The organism is Burkholderia sp. HI2761 (assembly GCF_002223355.1).
Lineage (GTDB): Bacteria > Pseudomonadota > Gammaproteobacteria > Burkholderiales > Burkholderiaceae > Burkholderia.
Genome location: NZ_NKFN01000008.1, coordinates 178,771 through 200,731, shown reverse-complemented (window position 1 = coordinate 200,731; position 21,961 = coordinate 178,771). Strand labels below are relative to the sequence as shown.

The window sequence follows — 21,961 nt, the reverse complement described above, 5'->3', positions numbered from 1 at the left end:
ATTGCGCCGTGTCGCGGCGTGGGGCGGCTCCGTCCGGCGGACGGAGCCGGTCATGCGTGTCCCGCGTTGCGGGGCAGGCGTTTTTCTAGTGGGCGTCCTTCTTCGCGCCCGACGACTTCTTGCCGGGCTTCGCCGCGGGCGGCGGGGCGTCGGCGGGCGTGTCGTCCGGCTTCGCGTCGCCGGCCGCCCTGGCGGCCTTGCCGTTCGCCTTGAGCTTGCCGTCGGCGTCCGGCTTCGCGTCCTTCGTGCCTTTTGCCTCGTTGGTTTCCTTGGCTTCCTTCGCTCCAGGCGCGGCGAGCCGGTTGAACTTCACTTCGTCGCTGTCCTTGTCGTAGTCGATCTCGCACCGGTCGCCCGACTTCAGCCGGTCGGCGAGGATCTCCTTGGCGAGCCGCGTCTCGATGGTCTGCCGGATCTGGCGCTTCAGCTCGCGCGCGCCGAATTCCGGCTGGTAGCCGGCTTCGGTCAGGTGCGCGACGAGCGAGTCGCCCATCACGAGCGTGATGTCCTGCGCGGCGGCCGTGCGCACCACGCGGTCGAGCTGGATCCGCACGATCGCGCGGATGTCGTCCTTCGACAGCGCGTGGAAGACGATCACCTCGTCGATCCGGTTCAGGAACTCGGGCCGGAAATGCCCTTTCAGCACCTGCATCAGTTCGTCGCGGATCGCCTTGTCGGTCTTGCGCGCGGCTTCCGGCTGCGTGAGGTTGTCCATGATGATTGCCGCGCCGAGGTTGCTGGTCGCGATGATGATCGTGTTGCTGAAATCGACCACGCGGCCCTTGCCGTCGGTCAGGCGGCCGTCGTCGAACACCTGCAGCAGCACGTTGTAGACGTCCGGATGCGCCTTCTCGATCTCGTCGAGCAGGATCACGCTGTACGGGCGGCGCCGCACGCGTTCGGTGAGCTGCCCGCCTTCGTCGTAGCCGACGTAGCCGGGCGGCGCGCCGATCAGCCGCGCGACCGCGTGGCGCTCCATGTATTCCGACATGTCGATGCGGATGATCGCCTGCTCGTCGCCGAACACGGTCTCGGCCAGCGCTTTCGCGAGCTCGGTCTTGCCGACGCCCGTCGGCCCGAGGAACAGGAACGTCGCGATCGGCCGGTGCGTCTGGCCGAGACCCGCGCGCGACAGCCGCACGGCATCGCTGACGGCAACCACCGCATCGCTCTGGCCGACCACGCGCTCGCGCAACTGCTCTTCCATCTTCAGCAGCTTCTGGCGTTCTTCCTGCGTGAGTTCGGACACGGGGATGCCGGTCAGCCGCGACACGACCTCGGCCACCGATTCGACGGTCACTTCGAGCGTCTCCGAACCGGTCTTGCGCTGCCACGCCTCCATCATCTCGTCGACGGCCTTCTGCTTCGCGTTGATCTGCTCTTCGAACTGCTTCGCTTCGTCGAAGCGCTTGCGCGAGGTCGCATAGTCCTGCTCGCGCTTCAGTTGCACGATCTGCGCTTCGCTTTCCTGAATGTCGATCGGGCGCGACGTCGCGCCGATCCGCACGCGCGCGGCGGCCTGGTCGATCAGGTCGATCGCCTTGTCGGGCAGGAAGCGCGACGTGATGTAGCGGTCGGCGAACTCGGCGGCCGCGACGAACGCGTCGTCGGCGAACGTCACCTGGTGGTGCGCCTCGAGGCTGTCGCGCAGTCCGCGCAGGATCACGATCGTCTGCTCGACGCTCGGCTCCGGCACGAACACGGGCTGGAAGCGGCGCTCGAGCGCGGCGTCCTTCTCGATGTACTTCTGGTATTCGTTGAGCGTCGTCGCGCCGATCAGGCTCAGTTCGCCGCGCGCGAGCGCGGGCTTCAGCACGTTCGCGATGTCGAGCCCGCCTTCGCCGCCGCCCTGGCCCGCGCCGACGATCGTGTGCAGCTCGTCGATGAACAGGATCAGTTCGTCCTGCTTCGCCGTCACTTCGTCGATCAGCTGCTTCGCGCGTTCCTCGAATTCGCCGCGATACTTCGCGCCGGCCACCATCGAGTTGATGTTGACTTCGACGAGCCGCTTGCCGCGCAGCACCTCGGGCACGTCGCCGTTGACGATCCGCTGCGCCAGCCCTTCGACGATTGCCGTCTTGCCGACGCCCGGTTCGCCGATCAGCACCGGGTTGTTCTTCTTGCGGCGCGCGAGCACCTCGATCGTGCTTTCGATTTCCTGCGCGCGGCCGAGCACTGGATCGAGCTTGCCCTGGCGCGCGATCGCGGTGAGGTCGCGGCCGAACTTGTCGAGGTTCGGCGTGCCGGTCGGCGCATCGACGCGGCCGTCCTCGGCGCCCTTGCCGACCACCTTCACGACCTTCTGGCGCAGCGCCTCGGGCGTCACGCCGTATTTCTTCAGCAGCGTGCCGGCGACGCTGTCCGGCACCGATGCGAGACCGATCAGCAGGTGCTCGGGGCCGATGTACGAGTGGCCGAGATCGCGCGACGCCTGGAACGCGTACTGGACGGCCTTCTTCACGCGCGGCGAGATCGACAGCTTGTCGAGCGGCGCATCGGGGGCGGCCGTGCCGGTGTGCGCGTGCTCGTCGATGTACGACCGGATGTCCTGCGGCGACAGCTTCAATTCCTTCAGCAGCGCGGCGCAGACGTCGGTGTCGGCGAGCGCGTACAGCAGGTGCTCGGAATCGAGCTCGCCGCGGCGCAGCTCGTGCGCCTTCTCGGCCGCGCGCTGCAGCAGTTCGAGCGTCTGTTCGCTGAACGCGTCGGTCGGGTCGACCGATTCGCGCGGAATCTCGGCGGCGAGCGGCGATTCGTCGCCGAGCCCGCCGAACAGCGACGACGGTCCGCCACCGCCCAGCAGCGAATCGAACGGATTCAGCATGCTCTGATGCCGCATCAACTGTCGGAAGTGGTAATCGCAGATCGAGATCGTCTTGCGCTCGCCGTCCTGCATCACGGTTGCGCGCGCGACGGCCGGCCGGGCGTGACAGATATCGCAAAGTGCGGGCATGGTGGTCTGGCTCCTGTCGGTGAAGGTGGGTCGAAGGGTGAAGCCCGATGCGGTGCGGCGCTCGCGCGTTCCGACCGCGCATGCGCGGCACGCACGACACGCACGACACGCACGACACGCACCGCGGCGGCGCGCGTGCCGCACCCGTGCGATCGTGCAGCGCGCGCGCCGGCGTGGCGCACGGTCGCGATCGGGGCGAAAAGCGCGAGTGCTGCGAGGAGCCCGCGGCATCGTTTCGACTGCGTTCAAAATAGCGAATCGGCGCGAGCCATCCAAGACACAGTTCCATGCCGGACCGGCCGTGAATTGCACCCTCACATGGGCGCGCGATTCGGCGGCGAGGAGTACAGACGGGCGCGCACGGCGGCGCGGGCGTGCGCGGCGTGTGCGGCTTGCGGTGGAAGGGGGCGGGAAAGGGGCGGTAAAGGACGACGGGCGAACGGCGCGGTGCGACATCGGCGCGCAGGGCGCGGGCAGCCGGCAATCGGGGAGCGAAGCGGAACGAAAAACGGGACGCCACGCGCAGCGCGGGCGCGAACCGGTTACGTTCGGCCCCGCACGCCCCGCACGCCCCGCACGCCCCGCACGCCCCGCGGCCGATGCGCGCGGTGGGGCCGGCGAAGGCGAGCGCGGTGTGTACGGTACGCGCCGGACATCGCGCGACCGCGGTGAACCGCGATCAGTCCGTCAGCGTCATCGCGAGCCGTTGCCGTGCGATCTGCTTCACGTCGGCCGAGAGCGCAGCATTCGGCAGACCATTGGCCCAGACGGAGAACGAATCCTCGATCAGGTTGCGCGTGTCGGGCGGCAACTCGGCCAGCATCAGCGACACGACGGTAAACAGCACGGCGGTGTCGCCGGCCTGGCTGCCCGCGTTTGCGTCGACCGTCTGCTTCAGGGAAGCGACGGACGCCTGCAGCGCCTGTAATGCGTCATTCGATTCGCTCATGACATCCTCCGTGCGAGATGGGCTGGATCGGCGACGAACCCGCGGCCGGCCGGCGGTGCGGCCGCCTCGCGCGACGCCCGGGCGGGCATCGCGCGCCGGCAACCGCGCTCAGGCGGCCGCGTTGCCCTGCGGCGCCACGGCCACCGATGCCTCGCTCGTCAGCATCAGGAACGTGAACGTTTCACGCAGGTACAGGCGGACGTCCTTGTCGGTGTGGCTCGTGTAGCCGATCGACACGTCTTCCCCGAGGTGCAGCTCGTAATCGCCGCCGCGCGTGGACAGCACGCAGCCGCCGCTGATCGCCGGCGCCCAGATGATCTCGCCGCTGACGATGCGTTTGATATGGCCGAGGACCGGATAGCCCTGGTCGCGCGCTTCGCTGAGCGCGGTGTACGCGTCCGACCCGAGCACGACCGAGTACGGGCCGTCGACGCCGGCGAGGCGCAGCGCTTCCAGCGCATCGCTGATCGCGTCCGGGTACGCGCCGACGTCCGCCGGCAGCGTGAGCCGGCGGTTCGACGTGCCTTCGCGGATGCCGACGATGCCGGCCGCGCGGTAGCCGTCGAAGATCGCGTCGTCTTCGGCGAACGCGAGCCGCTGCGCGGCTTCCTTCGCCGGCTGCCAGTCGGCGTCGCGCGCGCCGCGCTCGACGCTGTCGATCGCGGCGCGGCTCAGCTCGAACGGCACCGTCAGCTCGACGATCGTGCGCACTTCGCGCAGCCGCGCGTTCACGTGCTCGCGCGGCGCGTCGACGTCGAGCAGATGCCCGGTGCCGACGGCCGACAGCTCGGCGCCTTCGGGGCCGTCAACATCGACGACGCGGCGCCCGGCCACCGATCGTTTGAACGTGCGCGCCACTTCCTCCTCGATCTGTTCCCAGGCGGACGACGAGATCGGGGCGAGTTCACGGTGCAGGTTATTCATAGGTCGGGATTCCTTTCAGCGAGCCGATGTTCAGTGAGCCGTCGCGCTGCGGTGCGGACGGCGCGGCTTCCGGTTGGGCGGCGCCGGCGGCCGGCGCCGCGCGATCGGCGAGCGCTTCGAGCAGGTCGGCCGACGGCACGAAGAACAGCGAGCCGGTGACCGCGCGGCTGTAGTCGAGCAGGCGGTCGTAGTTGCCGGGCGGGCGGCCGACGAACATGTTCTCGAGCATCTGCTCGATCGGCGCCGGCGAGCGCGCGTAGCCGATGAAATAGGTGCCGAATTCGCCGGCGCCCGGGCGCCCGAACGGCATGTTGTCGCGCAGGATCTTCACTTCCTGGCCGCCCTCGTCGAGCGTGGTCAGCGAGCTGTGCGAGCACGACGGCTTCACGTCCGGCGCGAGCTCGATGTCGGCCAGCTTGGTGCGGCCGATGATGCGCTCCTGCGTCTCGACCGCGAGCGCGTTCCAGCCGGCCATGTCGTGCAGGTACTTCTGCACGAGCACGTAACTGCCGCCCGCGAATTCGGCATCCTCGTCGCCGATCACCGTGAAGTCGACCGCTGCGCGGCCTTCCGGATTCTCGGTGCCGTCGACGAAGCCGATCATCGCGCGCTGGTCGAAATTGCGGAAGCCATGCACCTCGTCGACGACCGTGACCGCGCTGCCGAGCGCGCCGAGCAGTTGGGTCGCGAGTTCGAAGCACAGATCCATCGCTTCGGCGCGGATGTGCAGCAGGATGTCGCCGGGCGTCGCGGCCGCGACGCGCTGGCCGGCGCCGAATTCGCGGAACGGATGCAGCGACGCCGGGCGCGGCTCGCCGAACAGCGCATCCCATGCGTCGGAGCCGAAGCCGCATACGCACGTGAGGTTGCCGCCCGGTACGCGCTTGCCGACCGAGCGCACGAGCGCGGCGATGTCGCCGCACCACGAACGGATCGTGTCGGCGTGATCGGCACCGGGATTGATCGTCGCCACGAGAAAGATCGCGGTGCGCGTGATCGTGCTGTGAACGGCCTGGGAGATCGGGGAAGGGGTGGTCTGCATCGCGGCCTGCCGGTCAGTCGTGTCGGGACGGACGGGCCGCGGCAGCCGCGGCGCGCGAAGGCGAACGGTTGAACTGTGTCATGCGACTGTTCTCTGTGTGACATGCGGATGAAGGACGTTGCGCGGGCATCGCGCAACGGGCCGCAGCGGCGGTGGCAGCCCCCCGGGCGCGAAGAGGAGGCAGACAGTGGCGCCGCGCGTTCGCCCGGCGCGTGAGCCGCCGCACCGCGTAACGTCGTCGAGCATGCAATCTAGCAGCTTCGACGGGTCTTTGGAACACGTATCGACGATCTGTCATTCGAATGGGTCAAACAGGGCGGTTTTTTGTGCGGCGACGGCGCAGCTGTACTCCTGACGCCCGCGGCGCTGTGCTCTTGAGCGTGCGTGTCGCGTGCAGTAGATTAGGTTCCGCTGCACCCGGCTGAGGCCGTCATGATGAACCTTCTGAAAGCGATGCGTATCGTCGGTGCAATCGTCGAGCATGGCGGGCCGTCCGGCGCGATCGAAGCCGATGCGGGCGCAACGGTTTGCCGTTCGCCGGTCGCAGGCTGTCCTTTGCCCGAGGCCACTCGTCGCGGCGACGCGGCATCGATCGCGGCCCCTACGACACTGCACCGGTTAACGCGTTGAATAGCCTTGAATACGTCCACTGCATCCGCCGATACGACCGCCGAGCGCATTCGCCGCCGCTTCGGCCATTTCCTTCACGCGGCCGAGCTGGCCGGGCTGGTCGTGATCGGGCTGGCGACCGCGTTTGCGATGACGCAGGAGGCGTGGAAGGTCGTGCTCGCGGGCGAAGTGTCGCTGACCGACCTGCTGCTGATGTTCCTGTATCTGGAAGTGCTCGCGATGGACCTGCGCTACCTGCGGCTCGGCCGGCTGCCGGTGCGGTTTCCGCTGTTCATCGCGATGACGTCGCTCGCGCGCGACCTGATCCTGCGCGGCGCGACCGACGGCCCCGAGCGGATGTTGATGACGACCTTCGGGATCGTGCTGCTCGCGCTCGGCGTGCTGATCCTGAGTTTCGGCCAGCACCGCTTTCCGGCGGACGTCGACGATGTCGAGGACGACGTGCATGCCCGCCGGTAACGCGCGGGCGGCAGTCGAAGCGAACCCCGGCGCGCCGTGCGAGGTGCGGCGGCCCCACCCTCATCCCAACACACGAGGTGTCGCATGACCAGGCAATTGATCGTCGCCGTGTTCGGCAGCGTCGACACGGCTCGCCAGGCCGCGAACGATTTCGACGCGCTGTCGGAGAAGAACGAAGGATTCCACATCGAGAACGGCGTCGTCGTCGAGAAGGACGCGAACGGCAAGCTCGCGGTGCTCGACGCCGAATCGCGGCCGTTCAAGGGCGGCGTGATCGGCGCGATCGCGGGCGGGTTGCTCGGCCTGCTGGCCGGGCCGATCGGCGTGGTGACCGGCATGGCGGCCGGCGGGCGCCGGCATTCTCGCGCATGCGGCCGGCAATGCGCTGCTCGACGGTACGTTCGTCGAGACGGTCGCGGCGCGGCTCGTGCCCGGCAGCGTCGCGGTCATTCTCGAAGCGAAGGAGGACACGCCGTTCTCGGTCGACAACGTCGTGACGGGATTCGGCGGCAAGGTCTTTCGCCAGGCGCTCGACTGAGCGCCCCTTTCGAACCGATTCGGGAGCTTTGCATGCGCATCGATCAATCGTACCGGCGCTTCGACATCGCGGCGACGCTGTCGCCGTTGCTCGGCAACCGCGCGCTCGCGGTCGTCGACGTGACGACCGACGATCCGGACCGCATCGCCGATCTCGGCACCGGCCAGTTCCTGCAGATCCGCAAGTGGATCGAGTCGAACGACATCGCGCTGCTGACGGTGGTGTTCGACGAGTGCAAGGTTGCGATCGACCACTACGCGGACAACGTCGACGACGCTTGAATGTGCTGTAGCCGATCGCTTCCAGAACCCGCTCGGCTTCCGGATGCCGGACGAATGCAAGCGCGAACTGGTTGAGTGCGCAACAAATGCCGGGATGCCGATCACCGAGAACGGCGCGTACGACGAACCGTATGTCGGCGACACGCATCCGAGTTCGCCGAAATCCTGCGACCGGACCGGGATCGTGCTGCATCGACGGAGGAGGTGGCACGCGGCTTGCGCGGGTCGCAGGCCCCCCTCGCACAGCGGCCGGCGTGTTGCGCCGCAACGTCGATCACGTTCTACGCCGGTCACGGACCGCGTACAAGCGACAGCCGGTGTGTGCATGCGCTGCGGGGCGTCCGCACCTGTTCTTTTCAGGACGGATGTCGATAATGGGATCGTTACCTGACTTTCCGGGAGCCACGTCATGACTGAAAGGGATGCTGCGTCCTCACCCGATCTCACGCAAGGGATCGCCCTCGACGATCTCGCCGACGGCGCGATGATCGAGGGCCATGTCGGCGAAGCGGCGGTGCTGCTCGTGCGCCGCGCCGACGAACTGTTCGCGGTGGGCGCGCAATGCCCGCACTACGGCGGCCCGCTGGCCCAAGGCCTGCTGGTCGGCGACACGATTCGCTGCCCATGGCATCACGCGGCGTTCTGCCTGCGCACCGGCGAGAGGGAGCGCGCGCCGGCGCTCGACGGGCTGTCGTGCTGGCGCGTCGAGCGGCGCGATGGCCGCGCCGTCGTACTCGATGCGCGGCCTGCCGCCGTAGCGCCTAAGCCGAACACAGCCGGGCTGCCCGCGTCGGTCGTGATCGTCGGCGGCGGCGCCGCCGCGATCGCGGCCGCCGTGATGCTGCGGCAGGAAGGCTATCCGCATTCGATCACGCTGCTGAGCGCCGATGCCGATCCGCCGTACGACCGGCCGAATCTGTCGAAGGATTACCTCGCGGGCACGGCTCAGGCCGACTGGCTGCCGCTGCGCGCGCCGTCGTTCTATGCCGAGCAGCGGATCGACGTACGCTGCAATACGCGGGTCGCGCGCATCGATCCCGCGCAGCGGGCGGTCGAGCTGGCCGACGGCAGCCGTGTCGAATACGGCGCGCTGCTGCTCGCCACCGGCGCCGAGCCGAACCGGCTGGACGTGCCCGGTGCCGATCTGCCGCACGTCTGTGTGCTGCGCTCGCGCGCCGATTGCGATGCGCTGATCGGCAAGCTGAAAACGGCGCGCCGTTGCGTGGTGGTCGGCGCGAGCTTCATCGGGCTCGAAGCGGCCGCCGCGTTGCGCACGCGCGGGCTCGACGTGCATGTCGTCGCGCCCGATACGCATCCGATGGGCCGCGTGCTCGGCGATGCGCTGGGCGACACGATCAAGGCGCTGCACGAAGCGCACGGCGTCGTGTTCCATCTCGGCGCGATGCCCGCGCGGATCGGGCCGGACAGCGTGACGCTGTCGAACGGCGACGTGCTGCCGGCGGACGTCGTGCTGGTCGGCATCGGCGTGCATCCGAATGTCGAGCTCGCGCAGGACGCGGGGCTCGCCGTCGAACGCGGCGTGACGGTCGACCGCTTCCTTCAGACGAGCGCGCCCGGCATCTACGCGGCCGGCGACATCGCGCGCTGGCCCGATCCGCTGACGGGCGAGCGGATTCGCGTCGAGCACTGGGTCGTCGCCGAGCGGCAGGGCAGCGTCGCGGCGCGCAACATGCTCGGCCAGCAGCAACCGTTCGACGCGGTGCCGTTTTTCTGGAGTCAGCATTACGACCTGACGATCCGCTATGTCGGCCATGCCGAGCAATGGGATCGCGTCGAGATCGACGGCGACCTCGGCGCGCACGATTGCTCGATCGGGTACTGGCGCGGCGACACGCGGCTCGCGGTCGTGACGATCGGCCGCGATCTCGACAGCCTGAAGGCGGAAGCGGCCCTCGAGCGGCAGATGGCCGCCGTGTGACGGCGGCGTGACGATGCGCATCGTTGATGGAGGCGAGATGAACCCCGACGTCCGTGCACGTGTTGAAGCCGGGTTCGCGCCGCGCATCGCGACGCGGCGGCGTGGCCTGTATCGGCGTGGCGATGCTGATCGGCGACCTCGATTCGATGCATGACCCGCACCGTGCCATGCCGGCCGACGATGCGCGGATGATGCACGCGTCGTTACCGGTCGCGCGTCCTGATCATCACGCGCCCCTCGTCGATGCCGCCGCGCAGCGCTTCGTCGCACGTGAGCCATTCGGGCGTGACGAGTTCGGGCGCTGGCAGATCGACCGGTGCGCCGTCGCGGAAGATCCGCACCTGCGCGACCCACGCGCCGTTCGCGTTGCGCGTGGCGTCGACGCGAATTTCGTGATCCATGAAAGTGTCGGTGGCTTGCATCGGTCGGGGCCCTCCGTCGTGCATGAACGCGGTGCGTCGATCGTATCAGCATGGCGGATGCCGCGCATCGAAAACGAACCGGCGTTTGCCTTTCACTTGCCGCGCGAGACGGGAGCGACCTCGTGGCCTTCGACCTGACTTTTTCCATCAAGGTATTCGCGGCGCTGTTCGCGATCATGAACCCGATCGCGAACATCCCGGTGTTCCTGTCGCTGACCGAAGGCGCGGCGGACGCCGTGCGCCGCAAGGTCGCGCTGACGGCCGCGATCGGCGTGACGGTCGGCTGCATCGTGTCGGCCGTCGCGGGCGGTGCGATCCTGCGCGTGTTCGGTTTGACGATCGACGATTTCCGCCTCGCGGGCGGGCTGCTGGTGCTGCTGATCGCGCTGTCGATGCTGCATGGTGCGCCGAGCCGCCAGCATGCGCCGGGCCGCGACGAAGGCGCGGATCCCACCGCGGCCGAAAGCGTCGCGATCTACCCATTGACGATCCCGTTGCTGGTGGGCCCCGGCACGATCGCGACGATGATCGTGCTCGGGCACGGCGCGGTCACGACCGGGCAGGAGTTCGCGTTTGCGCTCGGGCTTGGCGCGTTTCTCGTGCTGCTGGCGGTGTCGCTGCTGTCGGCGCCGCTGATCGGCCATTACCTGTCGCCGCGCGTGACGGCCGTCACGCAGCGCCTGATGGGGATGATTCTCGCGGCGATCGCGATGCAGATGATCGTCGCGAGCCTGAAAGCCGCGTTCGGGTTGCCGCACTGAGCGCGCCCGTTCGCGCATCGCGGCGCGCCGCGCGCGCTGCGCAGGCGCATGCCTTGCTCGATCGGCTCGACGGTCACATTGACCGTTTCCGCTTTCGACAAGGAGGGCCAGACATGAAAGCAGTCGTATTTCACGGCATCGGCGACATACGCATCGACACGGTGCCCGATCCGGAAGTCTCCGAGGCGACCGACGCGGTCGTGCGCCTGACCGCCAGCGCGATCTGCGGCACCGATCTGCACATGGTGCGCGGCACGCTCGGCGGCATGAAGCCGGGCACGATCCTCGGCCACGAAGGCGTCGGCATCGTCGAGGCGGTCGGGCGCGACGTGCGCAACCTGCGGCGCGGCGACCGCGTGCTGATTCCGTCGACGATCGCGTGCGGCAGTTGCGCCTACTGCCGCGCGGGCTACACCGCGCAATGCGACGTCGCGAACCCGGGCGGGCCGCGCGCGGGCACCGCGTTCTTCGGCGGGCCCGCCGAGACGGGCCCGTTCGACGGGCTGCAGGCCGAATACGCGCGCACGCCGCTTGCGCACGCGAGCCTGATCCGGCTACCCGACGCGATCGACGACGATCGCGCGATCCTGATGTCGGACATTTTCCCGACCGGCTATTTCGGCGCGCAGCTCGCGGAAGTGAAGCCGGGCGATACGGTCGCCGTGTTCGGCGCGGGGCCGGTCGGCCAGTTCGCGATCGCGAGCGCGAAGCTGATGGGCGCCGGACGCGTGATCGCGATCGACCGCATCGCGTCGCGGCTCGAGATGGCCTGCGCACAGGGCGCCGAGATCGTCGATTTTTCCGAGGACGATCCGGTCGATACGGTGCTGCGACTGACGGGCGGGATCGGCGTCGACCGCGTGATCGACGCGGTGGGCGTCGACGCGATGCGCGCGACGCATGGGCCGGCGGCGGCCGATCGCGAGGCCGCGCGCGCGTTCGATGCGGAAGTCGACGCGATCGCGCCGCACCGCAAGCCGGACGGTCGCAACTGGGTGCCGGGCGACGGCCCGTCGCAGGTGCTGCAATGGGCGGTGCGCGCGGTCGCGAAGGCCGGTACGGTCGCGGTGATCGGCGTGTATCCGCCGGCGGCCCGCGTGTTTCCGATCGGCGAGGCGATGAACCGCAACCTGACGATCAAGATGGGCAACTGCAATCACCGGACGGTGACGCCGCCGCTCGTCGAGCTGGTGCGCAGCGGCGCGTTCGATCCGCTGTCGGTGCTCACGCGCTGCGAGCCGCTGACGAACGCGATCGACGCGTATCGCTCGTTCGACGTGCGCGAGCCGGGCTGGATGAAGGTGAAGCTGACGCCGTGACGACATGAACCGCAACCGGGAGCACTGCAATGACCGATCGATACGACAACTGCATGGCCGCGTGCGACGCCTGCGCGCACGCGTGTGATACCTGTGCGGCCGCCTGCCTTGCGGAGCGCGACGTGCACGCGCTGGCCGGCTGCATCGCGCTCGACATCGAATGCGCGCAGCTGTGCCGCTTCGCGTCGGGCGCGATGGCGCGCCGCAGCGCGTTTGCCCCGCGCATTTGCGCGCTGTGCGCGCACGCGTGCGACCTGTGTGCGGCCGAGTGTTCGCGGCACGCGCACGAACATTGCCGCCGCTGCGCGCTCGCGTGCGAGGCCTGCGCGGCGATGTGCCGCGCGATGGTCTGAGCACGCGCGCTTACGGCGTATCCTGAATTTCGCGGGCGACGCGCTCGAGCAACGCATCGAGCACGGCCATCTCGACGGGCTTCACGAGATGATCGTCGAAGCCCGCGCGTTCGGAGCGCGCGAGATCCGACGCGCGTGCATGGCCGGACAGCGCGACACAGGCCGTATCGCGCAGTGCGTCGATCGCGCGCAGCTCCTGCAGCAGCGTGAAGCCGTCGACGTCCGGCATCGTCAGGTCGAGCAGCATCAGCTGGGGCGCATAGTCGCGCGCGAGGGTCAGCGCGTCGGCCGCGTTGTACGCGACGCGCGGCGCATGGCCTTTCAGTTGCAGCAGCACCGCGAGCGTGTCGGCCGAGTCGCGGTTGTCGTCGACGATGACGATGCGAAGCGGCACGGCGGCCGGCTGCGCGGGCGCGGCCGGCGCATGCGGTGCGGCGCGCTCGTTGCGCGTCGTTTGCACGATCGGCAGCCAGACCGTGAACGTCGAGCCGTGGCCGGGCCCGTCGCTTTCCGCGACGATCCGCCCGCCGTGCAGTTCGACGAAGGACCGGCAGATCGCGAGGCCGAGCCCGAACCCGCCGGACGGAGAGCGGCTCGACGCACCTTCCTGATGGAACAGGTCGAAGATCGTTTCGAGCGCGCCGGGCGCGATGCCCACGCCGTGATCGACGACGTCGATCGCCACCGACGATCCTTCGATACGCGCGCCGACGTCGATCCGGCCGCCGTGCGGCGAGAATTTCGATGCGTTGTCGAGCAGGTTGTGCAGCACCTGGACGAGCCGTGCGTCGTCGCCGTGCAGCACCACGGAATCGGCGGGCAGGTCGACACGGATCCACTGCCCGCGCGCGGCCAGTTTCGGCTGGATGCTCTCCACGCCGCGGCACACGACGTCGCGCACGGTGACGGGGCGATCGTCGAGTTCGACCTTGCCGGCCGTGATGCGCCCGACGTCGAGCAGATCGTCGACGAGCCGTGTCAGTTGCCCGACCTGGCGGTGCACGGCGTCGCGGCACTGCGCGAGCGCGGGCGCCGGATCGGGGAGGCTCTGCAGCACGCCGACCGAATGGCGCAGCGGTGCGAGGTGATTGCGCAGCTCGTGCGCGAGCATCGCGATGAACACGCTGAGCCGGTGCGTCGACGCTTCGAGCTCCTCGAGCCGCTTGCGCTCGGTCATGTCGCGCGTGATCTTGATGAAACCGCATAGCTGGTGCGTCGCGTCGTGCACCGGCGTGATCGTCACGCTCGCCCAGAACTGCGTGCCGTCCTTGCGCACGCGCCACCCTTCGTCCGCGAAGTGGCCGCGCGCGGCGGCCAGCGCGAGCCCGTGCTCCGGCCGGCCGGCCGCGATCGCGTCGGACGGATAGAACAGCGAGAAGTGGCGGCCGACGATCTCGGGAGCGCGGTAGCCCTTGATGCGCTGCGCGCCGGCGTTCCAGGTCGCGACGTTGCCGTGCGGGTCGAGCATGAACACCGCGTAGTCGGTGATCGACTCCACCACGGTCTGGAACCGGAATTCGGCGAACCGGTGCAGCAGATCCCGCGGGCCGGGCGGGCCGGGTGGCGGGGAAGGCGAGTGAAGGTCGGCGTCGTCGTTCGTCATCGGAGCGGCAGGTCGAAAATGCGGGCGGCCGAATACCGCCCGGCCGCCGCCGGACACGCCGGGGGCGGCTACACGAACCGGATTGGCACGTCCGAAAGAATAAAGGAACTCGATTCAGCTGATCAATGGGTGCGCATCGGCCGTGCCGTCCGTCATGTCCGCGAGCCGGATCCGTGCCGGCGCACCCGGCGGCGGGCGCGGCATGCCGATTGCACGACCGTGCGGTGCGCCTGCCGTGCCACGGCCGTTCGGCCGATCGTGCGGCCGCAAGCCACGCAAGGAGATCCATATGAACAGCACGTTGAATCCCGACAACGAACCGGCCGGCCCGGACGACGACAACGCCAGCCGCGGCCGCGACGGTCGCGCGCTCGGCCCGAGCGACTCGTCCGACAGCGGCAGCGACACGGCGGGCGCACGGCGCCATCCGTTCGATATCGATTCGCCGCTGGACGATCACGCGCTCGAACGCGGCGACGCATCGCTCGACAGCGATACCGACCGTGCGGGCACTGGCGAGCGCGCGTCGGCGGACGGCGACTCGACGCTCGAGGAAGGCGCCGACATCGAGCCGGACCGCACCGAGCGGCTGAGCGAACCCGGTCGCACGGATGAACCGGATGGCGGCGACGACCCGGACGACCTCGGCGCCGCGCCGTGACGTCCGGCACGCAAAAACTGCAATCGCGTTGCAGATTGGGGCGCCTGGCGGCTTCCCGGCGCTGCGGCGCACAACCGCGGCGGCACGGCAACGACGCCGGCACGCGATTTGCATTGACCCGACCGACGCGCGCCGCGACGCGGCATGGAGCCGTGCGCAGCGCAGGCGCGATCAAGGAGAGACACGATGCAACGACGATATCCCGGACGGCACGGCGAGCGCGGCGGCCCGCCCGACTGGCAGGAGCGCAACGAACGCGCGTACCGGGGCGCCGGCGAGCACGGCATCCCGGACGACCCGGCCCGATGGCCGGAAGAAGACGATGAATCGGCTTACCGCCGCTTCGCGAGCGAAGACGTGGGCCCGGAAGACTGGGGCAGCGAGTGGACCGAGCGCGCCGCGCGCCCGGCCGACCAGCGGCGCGGCGGCGCCGACCCGGACTGGCCGGGCGGCGCGCGCCAGCCGGCGCGGGATCCGGAGCGCGGCTATGGCGGGCCAGGCCGCCGTGCGCAGGGCCACGAAGGCCGATACGGCGGCGAGCGCCCGGAATTCCGCGGCCAGCACCGGATGGGCTGGTACGGCGGCGAGCGCGATATCGGTAGTCTGCGCGGCGATCCCCGTGGCGACCCGCGCTACGGCGGCCATGCCCCCGACCTCTCACGGTTCGGCAGCGAAGCCGAACGCGACGCGCTGCGCCACCGCCGCGGGCCGAAAGGCTATACGCGCTCGGACGAGCGGATTCGCGAGGACGTGTGCGAGCGGCTCGCGCATGCGCTCGAGATCGACGTGAGCGATGTCGCCGTGCAGGTGAAGGAAGGGCGCGTCGAGCTGGACGGCACGGTGCCGGCACGCTGGATGAGGCACGACATCGAGGATCTCGCCGACGGCTGCATGGGCGTGCTCGATGTCGAGAATCGCGTGCGCGTGCGCCGCGACGGCGAACACGATACGGGCATGGTGCTGCATCCGGATCAGCGGACCGTCACGCCGACCCAGCCTGCCGTGCGCGACCCCGAGCCCGGCACCGTCGTGCCCGGCCGCGAGCGTGAATCGCGCCACTGACGACCGTGCGTGAAACGGCCCGACCCCCGACCGCAACGCGTGCATGACGACCGGAATCGACGACACGCCAATCAGGCACCGTGAGGCACCCGCAGCCCGCGACCGCCGCGATCGCCGCGACGGGCGCGGCCTGCGGCTGCGGATCGCGGGCGAACTCTGGCGCGCGATCTGGCATTACCGCGCGCGCGTGCTCGCGGCGATCGTGCTGCTGGTACTCGCGAAAGCGGCGGCCGTCTCGGTGCCGCTGCTGCTCAAGGACATCGTCGACGGCTTCGGCCGCGCGGCCGGCCAGCCGATGGCGTGGCCGGTGCTGCTGCTGTTCGCGTACGCGGTCGTGCGCTTCGCGTCGAATGCGCTGAACGAAGTGCGCGACATGACCTTCGTGCAGGTCACGCAGCATACGGTCGCGTCGTTTACCGTGCGCACGTTCGGTCACCTGCACCGGCTCGGCGCACGCTTTCATGCACAGCGCGAGACGGGCGCCGTCGTGCGCGACCTCGAGAAAGGCACGGCCGGCATCGGCTATCTGCTCGGCGTCGCCGTGTTCACGGTCGTGCCGACGGCCATCGAGATCGGCTCGGTGCTCGTGATCGTGATCAGCAAGTACGGCGGCGGCTTTACCGCGATCATTCTCGTCACGTTCGCCGTCTACGCGGCGTATACGGTGGTGTTCACGCGCCGCCGCATGCGTTACCAGCGGCGTGTGAACGCGCTCGAGGCCGAGTCGAATTCGCGGGTGGTCGACAGCCTGCTGAACGTCGATACGGTCAAGTACTTCGCACGCGAGGACGTCGAGCGCGATCGGCTCGAGCGCGTGCTCGACGCGTGGCGCGAAGCCGGCGTCGACAACCAGTATGCGCTGTCGATGCTGCACATCGGGCAGAGCGCGTGCATCGGCGCGGGGATCGCGGCCGTGATGCTGCTCGCCGGGCAGCAGGTCGCGCGCGGCGCGATGACGATCGGCGATCTCGTGCTGATCAACGCATACATCATCCAGATCAGCCTGCCGCTGAACGCGCTCGGCTTCGTGTTTCGCGAGGCGAACGACGCGATGACGAACATCGAGCGGCTGTTCGGGCTGCTCGATGCGCGCGGCAAGCCCGGCGAGGACGGCGATGCGCCCGGTGCGCAGCCGCTCGTCGTGCGCGGCGGCGCGATCGAGTTCGAGCATGTCGACTTCGGCTACGAGCCGAGCCGGCAGATCTTGTCCGACGTGTCGTTCCGCATCGAGGCCGGGCAGACGATCGCCGTGGTCGGCGGCAGCGGCTCGGGCAAGTCGACGCTCGCGCGACTGCTGTTCCGGCTGTATCAACCCGACGCGGGCACGATCCGGATCGACGGCCAGGACTTGCGGCTCGTCACCGAGCGCAGCCTGCGCGACGCACTCGGCATCGTCCCGCAGGACACCATCCTGTTCAACGACACGCTCGCGTACAACATCGCATACGGCAAGCGCGATGCGACGCGCGGCGACGTGATCGCCGCCGCGCGCGGTGCACAGCTCGACGCGTTCATCGAGCGGCTGCCCGACGCCTACGACACGCGCGTCGGCGAGCGCGGCGTGCGGCTGTCGGGCGGCGAGCGGCAACGTGTCGCGATCGCGCGCGCGTTGCTGAAGGCGCCGCCGATCGTCGTGTTCGACGAGGCGACGTCGGCGCTCGACACGCGCTCGGAGCGCGCGATCCAGCAGGAGTTGATGCGCGTCGCGCAGCATCGCACGAGCCTCATCATCGCGCACCGGTTGTCGACCATCGTCGATGCCGATCGCATTCTCGTGATGGAGCACGGCCGGCTCGTCGAGCACGGTACCCACGACGAGCTGCTCGAAAGCGGCGGCGTGTATGCGCAGATGTGGTCGCTGCAGGCGAAGCAGCGCGAACTGGAACGCACGGAGGCGAAGTTCGCGCGGCAGCCGGTGCGGATCAATCCGCTCGTGTCGCAGGTACTCGATTCGCTGGCGGAGGCGGCCGCGCAGCGCGGCGTGCCGGTGTTCCGCCACGTGTCCGACGAGGATCTCGTCGTCAAGGCCGATCCGGCCGCGCTGCGGCGCTTCGTCTGGGAACTGTGCCGCGGCGCCATCGACGCGAGCAGCGGCGGGCAGCTCGAGGTGCGCACGGCGCGCCACGATCCGGAAGCGCGGATCACGATCGCGTGCGCGGGCGTCGACGCCACCGAGCTGTCGCTGATCGATCTCGAACGACTGCAGGACACGATCGAGGAGGCCGGCGGCTACGTCGTGCGCGAACGCGACGATATCGGCGTGACGCTGCACCTGTCGCTGCCGATGTGCGCGGTGGCGCCGGCATCGCTGCAGCCCGACGGCGCCGGGCCGAACGCGGAGGCCGGCGCGGCGGAGACGGCAACGCCGCTCGACGGCCTGCGCATCGCGTGCGTGGACGATCACGACGAGGCGCGCGAGGCGCTCACCGCGCTGCTGAAGGTGGCCGGCGCCGACGTGCACGCGTATGCGTCGGGTCAGGCGTTGCTGGACGACCTGTGGCGCGCGCGCCGGGCCGACTGGCCGGCGCTGCTCGTCTGCGACATCGACCTCGGCGAAGACGAGGAGGACGGCTATACGGTGATGTCGCGCGTGCGCCAGCTCGACGCCGCGCGCGAGCGCGACGGCCGCGCGCCGCTCGAGGCGCTGGCATTGTCCGGCCATGCGCGCGATCGCGATCGCACGCGTGCGGTCGAAGCCGGTTTCCATGCGTACCTGACCAAGCCCGCGGTAGCGGCCGACCTGATCGCGGCGTTGCGTGCGCTCGCGTTTTCCTCCGGAGAAATCCATGCCGAACCTTCTGAATCCGACGACACCCGAAGCCCTGAACGCGCGTCGCGGCGGTAGTGCGTTCGCCGACCGCCAGGCCGCGGTGGCGGCCGTCGAGCTGCTGTTGCCGAGCCTGGCCGCCGCGCTGCAGAGCGACTTCGTCGGCGACAGCGGCTGCCTGCACATCGTGATCATGGACCCGGCGCTCGGGCCGCACGACGCGGCGTTCGAGGACGCGATCTTGTATGAGTTTTCGCTGCCCGACCCGAAGGACTGGGACGCCGACTATCGCGCGTATGCGCGGGCCAAGGCGCGGCTGTCGTGGGAAACGGGCCGCGACGGCCACGTCGTGCAGGCGCTCGAGCCGTACCGGCTGCGCGCGGGCGACACGAACCTGTGGGGCGGCGTCGCGCTCGGCGGCATCGTGGTCGGCGTGTCGGGCGCGCAGCCGTGGTTCGACGAGGCGTTCGCGGGCTGCATCGCGCACTGCCTGCGCGCGCTCGCGAAGCACCGTGCGCAGGCGACGCCAGACGGGCTCGCGATCTGAGGGGGCCGCCTGGGCGCGGCCGCCCGGACCCGTTTTTACAGCCGGTTATAAAAAAGCCAGCGAGCGCGCGGCCCGGCCCGATGCGGCGTGGGCGCGCGCAGGCCGGCACGGTTTTCGCTGTACCTCCTGCACGGACGGTTGTCGCGACAAGCGTCGCCGTCAGCCGGATTGCTTTCCGACATCGACAGGAGGTGCAGGTGAACGCGATTCCCGATTCAGCCAGACCGCCGCTCGCCGGCCGGACCGCACTCGTGACCGGGGGCGGCCGCGGTCTCGGCGAAGCCATTTGCGAAGAGCTTGCGCGCCATGGCGCGCACGTGGTCGTCGCCGACCTCGACGGCGATCGCGCGGCGGCCGTCGCGCAGCGGCTCGAACGGCACGGCGGGCAGGCGGTGGGCCGGCCGCTCGACGTGCGCGACGAGGCATCGGTGCTGCAGGTCGTGCACGATGCGCGCGAGTCGCTCGGCGACCTCGACGTGATCGTCAACAACGCGGCGATCGACGTGACCGCGCCGATCGACGACGTGAGCGTCGACGCGTGGCAGCAGGTGCTGATGACGAACCTGTTCGGCCCGTACCTGATGTGTCACGCGGCCGTGCCGATGATGAAGGCGCGCGGCGACGGGCATATCGTCAACATCGCGTCGACCGCGTCGAAGCGGGCGTGGCCGAACGCGTCCGCGTATCACGCGACGAAGTGGGGGCTGCTCGGCCTGTCGCACGCGCTGCATGCCGAACTGCGGCCGAGCGGCGTGCGCGTATCGGCGATCGTCGCGGGCGGGATGCGTACACCGTTCCTGCTCGACCGTTTTCCGGACATCGACGAGGACACGCTGCAGCCGCCGGAGCACGTCGCGGCCGCCGTGCGCTTCGTGCTGACCCAGCCGCCGGGCACGGTCGTGCCGGAACTGATGGTGCTGCCGATGAAGGAGACGTCATGGCCCTGAAGCGCGAAGGGCGGCTGCCCGGCGCGGTGCTGCTCGACAAGGACGGCACGCTGCTCGACGACGTGCCGTACAACGTCGATCCGGCACGGATGCGCCTCGCGCCGGGCGCGGCGCGCGCGCTGCGCACGCTCGGCGCGACCGGCATGCCGCTGGCGGTCGTGTCGAACCAGTCGGGCGTCGCGCTCGGCCGCTTTACCGAAAACGAGCTTGGCGCGGTCCGCCAGCGTCTCGCCGAATTGTTCGAAGCGAACGGCGCGACGCTGGCGGATTTTTTTTACTGCCCGCATCACCCGCAGGGCAGCGTGCCGCGCTACACCTGTGACTGCATCTGCCGCAAGCCGCGCCCCGGCATGCTGCGTCGCGCGCTGGCGGCGCTCGGCGCCGTCCCCGAATGGAGCTGGATGATCGGCGACATTCTCGACGACGTCGAGGCCGGCCGCACCGCGCGCTGCGGCACGATCCTGGTCGACTGCGGTCACGAGACCGAATGGCGCGTCAACGCCGCCCGCACGCCGCACCACGTCGTCGACCGCGTCGACCTGGCCGCCGACATCGTCGTGCGCGAAGCCGTGCGGCGGCACGGCTCGTGGGTGCGGCGATGAGCACGGCCTGGAGCCGCGCCCGCCGCATCCTGTGCGTGCGGCTCGACAGCCTCGGCGACGTGCTGATGACGACGCCCGCGCTGCGCGCGCTGAAGGAAAGCGGCCCGGACCGCCGGCTGACGCTGCTGACGTCGCGCACGGGCGCCGCGCTCGCCGGGCATCTGCCGATGGTCGACGACGTGTGGAGCTACGACGCGCCGTGGGTCAAGCATCCCGACGTGCGCGGCGATCCGGTGGCCGATCTCGACATGATCGACCGGCTGCTGGCGGGCCGCTTCGACGCGGCCGTGATCTTCACCGTCTACAGCCAGAATCCGTTGCCCGCCGCGATGATGTGCTGGCTCGCCGGCATTCCGCTGCGGCTCGCGCATTGCCGCGAGAACCCGTATCAACTGTTGACCGACCGCGTGCCGGAAACCGAGCCGGAATCGCACGTGCGCCACGAGGTCGCGCGCCAGCTCGCGCTGGTGCGCACCGTCGGCGCGACGACGTCGGACTGGCGGATGGCGTTCGATCCGGGCGACGCGGCGCGGCGCGCGGTGCACGCGCGCTTGCAGGCCGCGTTGCAACGCCCGGGCGGCGCGCGCGGGGCGGATGCGCGGCGCGCGCGCTGGCTGGTCGTCCATCCGGGCGCGAGCGCGGCGTCGCGGCGCTGGCCCGCCGAACGTTTCGGCGAAGCGGCCGCCGCGCTCGCGCCGCTGTTCGACGGCATCGCGGTGACGGGCAGCGCGGGCGAACGCGCGCTGGTCGACGCGGTGTGCGAACGCGCCGGGCCGCGCGCGGTGCCGCTCGCCGGCGTGTTGCCGCTCGGCGAACTCGGCGCGCTGATCGAGACGGCCGACCTGCTGCTGTCGAACAACAGCGGCCCCGTGCATCTCGCGGCCGCGCTCGGCACGCCGGTGGTCGACCTGTACGCGCTGACCAATCCGCAGCACACGCCGTGGCGTGTGCCGCACCGTGTGCTGAACGTCGACGTGCCGTGCCGCAACTGCTACCGCAGCGTGTGCGATCAGCCCGGCCACCCGTGCCTGCTCGGCGTGAGCGTCGACGACGTGGTCGCCGCCGTGCACGCGTTGCTGCGCGGCCGTGCGCGCCATGCGCAACGCGCGGCCGCGCGGGCTGCCGGGCACGGCAGCGAGCCGGTTGCGGTGAACGCATCGAACGTGCTTCCGTTCGCGCACGTCATCACGAGGAACTGACGT

General features: G+C 69.9%; 20 protein-coding genes and 2 pseudogenes. 16 read left to right on the top strand and 6 right to left on the bottom strand.

Annotated features, from left to right (window positions below; all coding sequences use genetic code 11):
* Positions 1-85: 85 nt before the first annotated feature.
* The 4 genes from CFB46_RS30880 to CFB46_RS30865 form a co-directional block, all read right to left on the bottom strand.
* Complete coding sequence (locus tag CFB46_RS30880) at positions 86-2,953, bottom strand: ATP-dependent Clp protease ATP-binding subunit (protein WP_027786055.1); 2,868 nt, start codon at positions 2,951-2,953, stop codon at positions 86-88.
* A gap of 679 nt (positions 2,954-3,632) precedes the next feature.
* Positions 3,633-3,902 (bottom strand): hypothetical protein, encoded by a 270-nt coding sequence (locus CFB46_RS30875; RefSeq protein ID WP_027786054.1) that lies wholly within the window; start codon positions 3,900-3,902, stop codon positions 3,633-3,635.
* Between the two features lie 108 nt (positions 3,903-4,010).
* Positions 4,011-4,826: a family 1 encapsulin nanocompartment shell protein gene (locus tag CFB46_RS30870; protein ID WP_027786053.1), complete on the bottom strand. Its 816-nt coding sequence runs from the start codon at positions 4,824-4,826 to the stop codon at positions 4,011-4,013.
* On the bottom strand, positions 4,819-5,868 hold the full coding sequence (locus CFB46_RS30865; RefSeq protein ID WP_027786052.1) for a Dyp-type peroxidase: 1,050 nt from the start codon (positions 5,866-5,868) through the stop codon (positions 4,819-4,821). Before CFB46_RS30865 ends, CFB46_RS30870 begins: the two co-directional genes overlap by 8 nt.
* Before the next feature lie 432 nt (positions 5,869-6,300).
* On the opposite strand from CFB46_RS30865, the gene CFB46_RS30860 reads away from it, so the two are divergent.
* The 6 genes and pseudogenes from CFB46_RS30860 (at position 6,301) to CFB46_RS30835 (ending at position 9,715) form a co-directional block, all read left to right on the top strand.
* Positions 6,301-6,498: a hypothetical protein gene (locus tag CFB46_RS30860; protein WP_080681403.1), complete on the top strand. Its 198-nt coding sequence runs from the start codon at positions 6,301-6,303 to the stop codon at positions 6,496-6,498.
* A gap of 6 nt (positions 6,499-6,504) precedes the next feature.
* A complete protein-coding gene (locus CFB46_RS30855) occupies positions 6,505-6,957 on the top strand; it encodes a phosphate-starvation-inducible protein PsiE (RefSeq protein ID WP_027786051.1) in 453 nt (150 codons plus the stop codon).
* 84 nt (positions 6,958-7,041) lie between these two features.
* Positions 7,042-7,495, top strand: a pseudogene (locus CFB46_RS30850) (DUF1269 domain-containing protein).
* Positions 7,496-7,527: 32 nt separating this feature from the next.
* Complete coding sequence (locus CFB46_RS30845) at positions 7,528-7,776, top strand: hypothetical protein (RefSeq protein ID WP_027786049.1); 249 nt, start codon at positions 7,528-7,530, stop codon at positions 7,774-7,776.
* A 1-nt stretch (position 7,777) separates the two neighbouring features.
* Positions 7,778-7,969, top strand: a pseudogene (locus tag CFB46_RS36655) (PLP-dependent aminotransferase family protein); the annotation flags it as partial.
* 216 nt (positions 7,970-8,185) lie between these two features.
* Positions 8,186-9,715 carry an FAD-dependent oxidoreductase gene (locus CFB46_RS30835; RefSeq protein WP_027786048.1) on the top strand — a complete coding sequence of 510 codons (1,530 nt, stop codon included), beginning with the start codon at positions 8,186-8,188 and terminating at the stop codon, positions 9,713-9,715.
* Between the two features lie 203 nt (positions 9,716-9,918).
* Here the strand turns inward: CFB46_RS30835 and CFB46_RS30830 are convergent, their stop codons facing one another.
* A complete protein-coding gene (locus CFB46_RS30830) occupies positions 9,919-10,137 on the bottom strand; it encodes a DUF6566 family protein (RefSeq protein ID WP_027786047.1) in 219 nt (72 codons plus the stop codon).
* 122 nt (positions 10,138-10,259) lie between these two features.
* Between CFB46_RS30830 and CFB46_RS30825 the strand changes: the two genes are divergently transcribed.
* From CFB46_RS30825 to CFB46_RS30815, 3 genes are all read left to right on the top strand, one after another.
* Positions 10,260-10,898, top strand: coding sequence for a MarC family protein (locus tag CFB46_RS30825; RefSeq protein WP_027786046.1), 639 nt, complete (start codon positions 10,260-10,262; stop codon positions 10,896-10,898).
* A 113-nt stretch (positions 10,899-11,011) separates the two neighbouring features.
* A complete protein-coding gene (locus CFB46_RS30820; RefSeq protein ID WP_027786045.1) occupies positions 11,012-12,217 on the top strand; it encodes a zinc-dependent alcohol dehydrogenase in 1,206 nt (401 codons plus the stop codon).
* Positions 12,218-12,246: 29 nt separating this feature from the next.
* The gene (locus tag CFB46_RS30815; protein ID WP_027786044.1) at positions 12,247-12,570 is read left to right on the top strand and encodes a four-helix bundle copper-binding protein; all 324 of its coding nucleotides are present in this window, start codon (positions 12,247-12,249) and stop codon (positions 12,568-12,570) included.
* Between the two features lie 10 nt (positions 12,571-12,580).
* Here the strand turns inward: CFB46_RS30815 and CFB46_RS30810 are convergent, their stop codons facing one another.
* Positions 12,581-14,173 (bottom strand): PAS domain-containing hybrid sensor histidine kinase/response regulator, encoded by a 1,593-nt coding sequence (locus CFB46_RS30810; protein WP_027786043.1) that lies wholly within the window; start codon positions 14,171-14,173, stop codon positions 12,581-12,583.
* A gap of 289 nt (positions 14,174-14,462) precedes the next feature.
* Between CFB46_RS30810 and CFB46_RS36130 the strand changes: the two genes are divergently transcribed.
* The 7 genes from CFB46_RS36130 (at position 14,463) to CFB46_RS30775 (ending at position 21,958) form a co-directional block, all read left to right on the top strand.
* Positions 14,463-14,834, top strand: a complete 372-nt coding sequence (locus tag CFB46_RS36130) for a hypothetical protein (protein WP_027786042.1) — start codon at positions 14,463-14,465, stop codon at positions 14,832-14,834.
* A 186-nt stretch (positions 14,835-15,020) separates the two neighbouring features.
* Entirely contained in the window at positions 15,021-15,896 is an 876-nt protein-coding gene (locus CFB46_RS30800; RefSeq protein ID WP_027786041.1) for a BON domain-containing protein, read from the top strand.
* 43 nt (positions 15,897-15,939) lie between these two features.
* The gene (locus CFB46_RS30795) at positions 15,940-18,741 is read left to right on the top strand and encodes an ABC transporter transmembrane domain-containing protein (RefSeq protein ID WP_027786040.1); all 2,802 of its coding nucleotides are present in this window, start codon (positions 15,940-15,942) and stop codon (positions 18,739-18,741) included.
* Positions 18,683-19,210: a hypothetical protein gene (locus tag CFB46_RS30790; RefSeq protein WP_034185503.1), complete on the top strand. Its 528-nt coding sequence runs from the start codon at positions 18,683-18,685 to the stop codon at positions 19,208-19,210. The genes CFB46_RS30795 and CFB46_RS30790 overlap by 59 nt, the downstream gene beginning before the upstream one ends.
* 197 nt (positions 19,211-19,407) lie before the next feature.
* On the top strand, positions 19,408-20,157 hold the full coding sequence (locus tag CFB46_RS30785) for an SDR family oxidoreductase (protein ID WP_027786038.1): 750 nt from the start codon (positions 19,408-19,410) through the stop codon (positions 20,155-20,157).
* Positions 20,148-20,759, top strand: coding sequence for a D-glycero-alpha-D-manno-heptose-1,7-bisphosphate 7-phosphatase (locus CFB46_RS30780; RefSeq protein WP_027786037.1), 612 nt, complete (start codon positions 20,148-20,150; stop codon positions 20,757-20,759). The genes CFB46_RS30785 and CFB46_RS30780 overlap by 10 nt, the downstream gene beginning before the upstream one ends.
* Positions 20,756-21,958, top strand: coding sequence for a glycosyltransferase family 9 protein (locus CFB46_RS30775; RefSeq protein WP_027786036.1), 1,203 nt, complete (start codon positions 20,756-20,758; stop codon positions 21,956-21,958). Before CFB46_RS30780 ends, CFB46_RS30775 begins: the two co-directional genes overlap by 4 nt.
* Positions 21,959-21,961 lie beyond the last annotated feature (3 nt).

What these genes read in the sequence shown, in the direction of transcription:
- CFB46_RS30810 (WP_027786043.1), bottom strand. Translation starts at nt 14,173, where the DNA reads ATGACGAACGACGACGCCGACCTTCACTCGCCTTCCCCGCCACCCGGC.
- CFB46_RS30865 (WP_027786052.1), bottom strand. Translation starts at nt 5,868, where the DNA reads ATGCAGACCACCCCTTCCCCGATCTCCCAGGCCGTTCACAGCACGATC.
- CFB46_RS30845 (WP_027786049.1), top strand. Translation starts at nt 7,528, where the DNA reads ATGCGCATCGATCAATCGTACCGGCGCTTCGACATCGCGGCGACGCTG.
- CFB46_RS30875 (WP_027786054.1), bottom strand. Translation starts at nt 3,902, where the DNA reads ATGAGCGAATCGAATGACGCATTACAGGCGCTGCAGGCGTCCGTCGCT.
- CFB46_RS30800 (WP_027786041.1), top strand. Translation starts at nt 15,021, where the DNA reads ATGCAACGACGATATCCCGGACGGCACGGCGAGCGCGGCGGCCCGCCC.
- CFB46_RS36130 (WP_027786042.1), top strand. Translation starts at nt 14,463, where the DNA reads ATGAACAGCACGTTGAATCCCGACAACGAACCGGCCGGCCCGGACGAC.
- CFB46_RS30775 (WP_027786036.1), top strand. Translation starts at nt 20,756, where the DNA reads ATGAGCACGGCCTGGAGCCGCGCCCGCCGCATCCTGTGCGTGCGGCTC.
- CFB46_RS30835 (WP_027786048.1), top strand. Translation starts at nt 8,186, where the DNA reads ATGACTGAAAGGGATGCTGCGTCCTCACCCGATCTCACGCAAGGGATC.
- CFB46_RS30780 (WP_027786037.1), top strand. Translation starts at nt 20,148, where the DNA reads ATGGCCCTGAAGCGCGAAGGGCGGCTGCCCGGCGCGGTGCTGCTCGAC.
- CFB46_RS30795 (WP_027786040.1), top strand. Translation starts at nt 15,940, where the DNA reads ATGACGACCGGAATCGACGACACGCCAATCAGGCACCGTGAGGCACCC.
- CFB46_RS30870 (WP_027786053.1), bottom strand. Translation starts at nt 4,826, where the DNA reads ATGAATAACCTGCACCGTGAACTCGCCCCGATCTCGTCGTCCGCCTGG.
- CFB46_RS30820 (WP_027786045.1), top strand. Translation starts at nt 11,012, where the DNA reads ATGAAAGCAGTCGTATTTCACGGCATCGGCGACATACGCATCGACACG.
- CFB46_RS30880 (WP_027786055.1), bottom strand. Translation starts at nt 2,953, where the DNA reads ATGCCCGCACTTTGCGATATCTGTCACGCCCGGCCGGCCGTCGCGCGC.
- CFB46_RS30790 (WP_034185503.1), top strand. Translation starts at nt 18,683, where the DNA reads ATGCCGAACCTTCTGAATCCGACGACACCCGAAGCCCTGAACGCGCGT.
- CFB46_RS30815 (WP_027786044.1), top strand. Translation starts at nt 12,247, where the DNA reads ATGACCGATCGATACGACAACTGCATGGCCGCGTGCGACGCCTGCGCG.
- CFB46_RS30830 (WP_027786047.1), bottom strand. Translation starts at nt 10,137, where the DNA reads ATGCAAGCCACCGACACTTTCATGGATCACGAAATTCGCGTCGACGCC.
- CFB46_RS30860 (WP_080681403.1), top strand. Translation starts at nt 6,301, where the DNA reads ATGATGAACCTTCTGAAAGCGATGCGTATCGTCGGTGCAATCGTCGAG.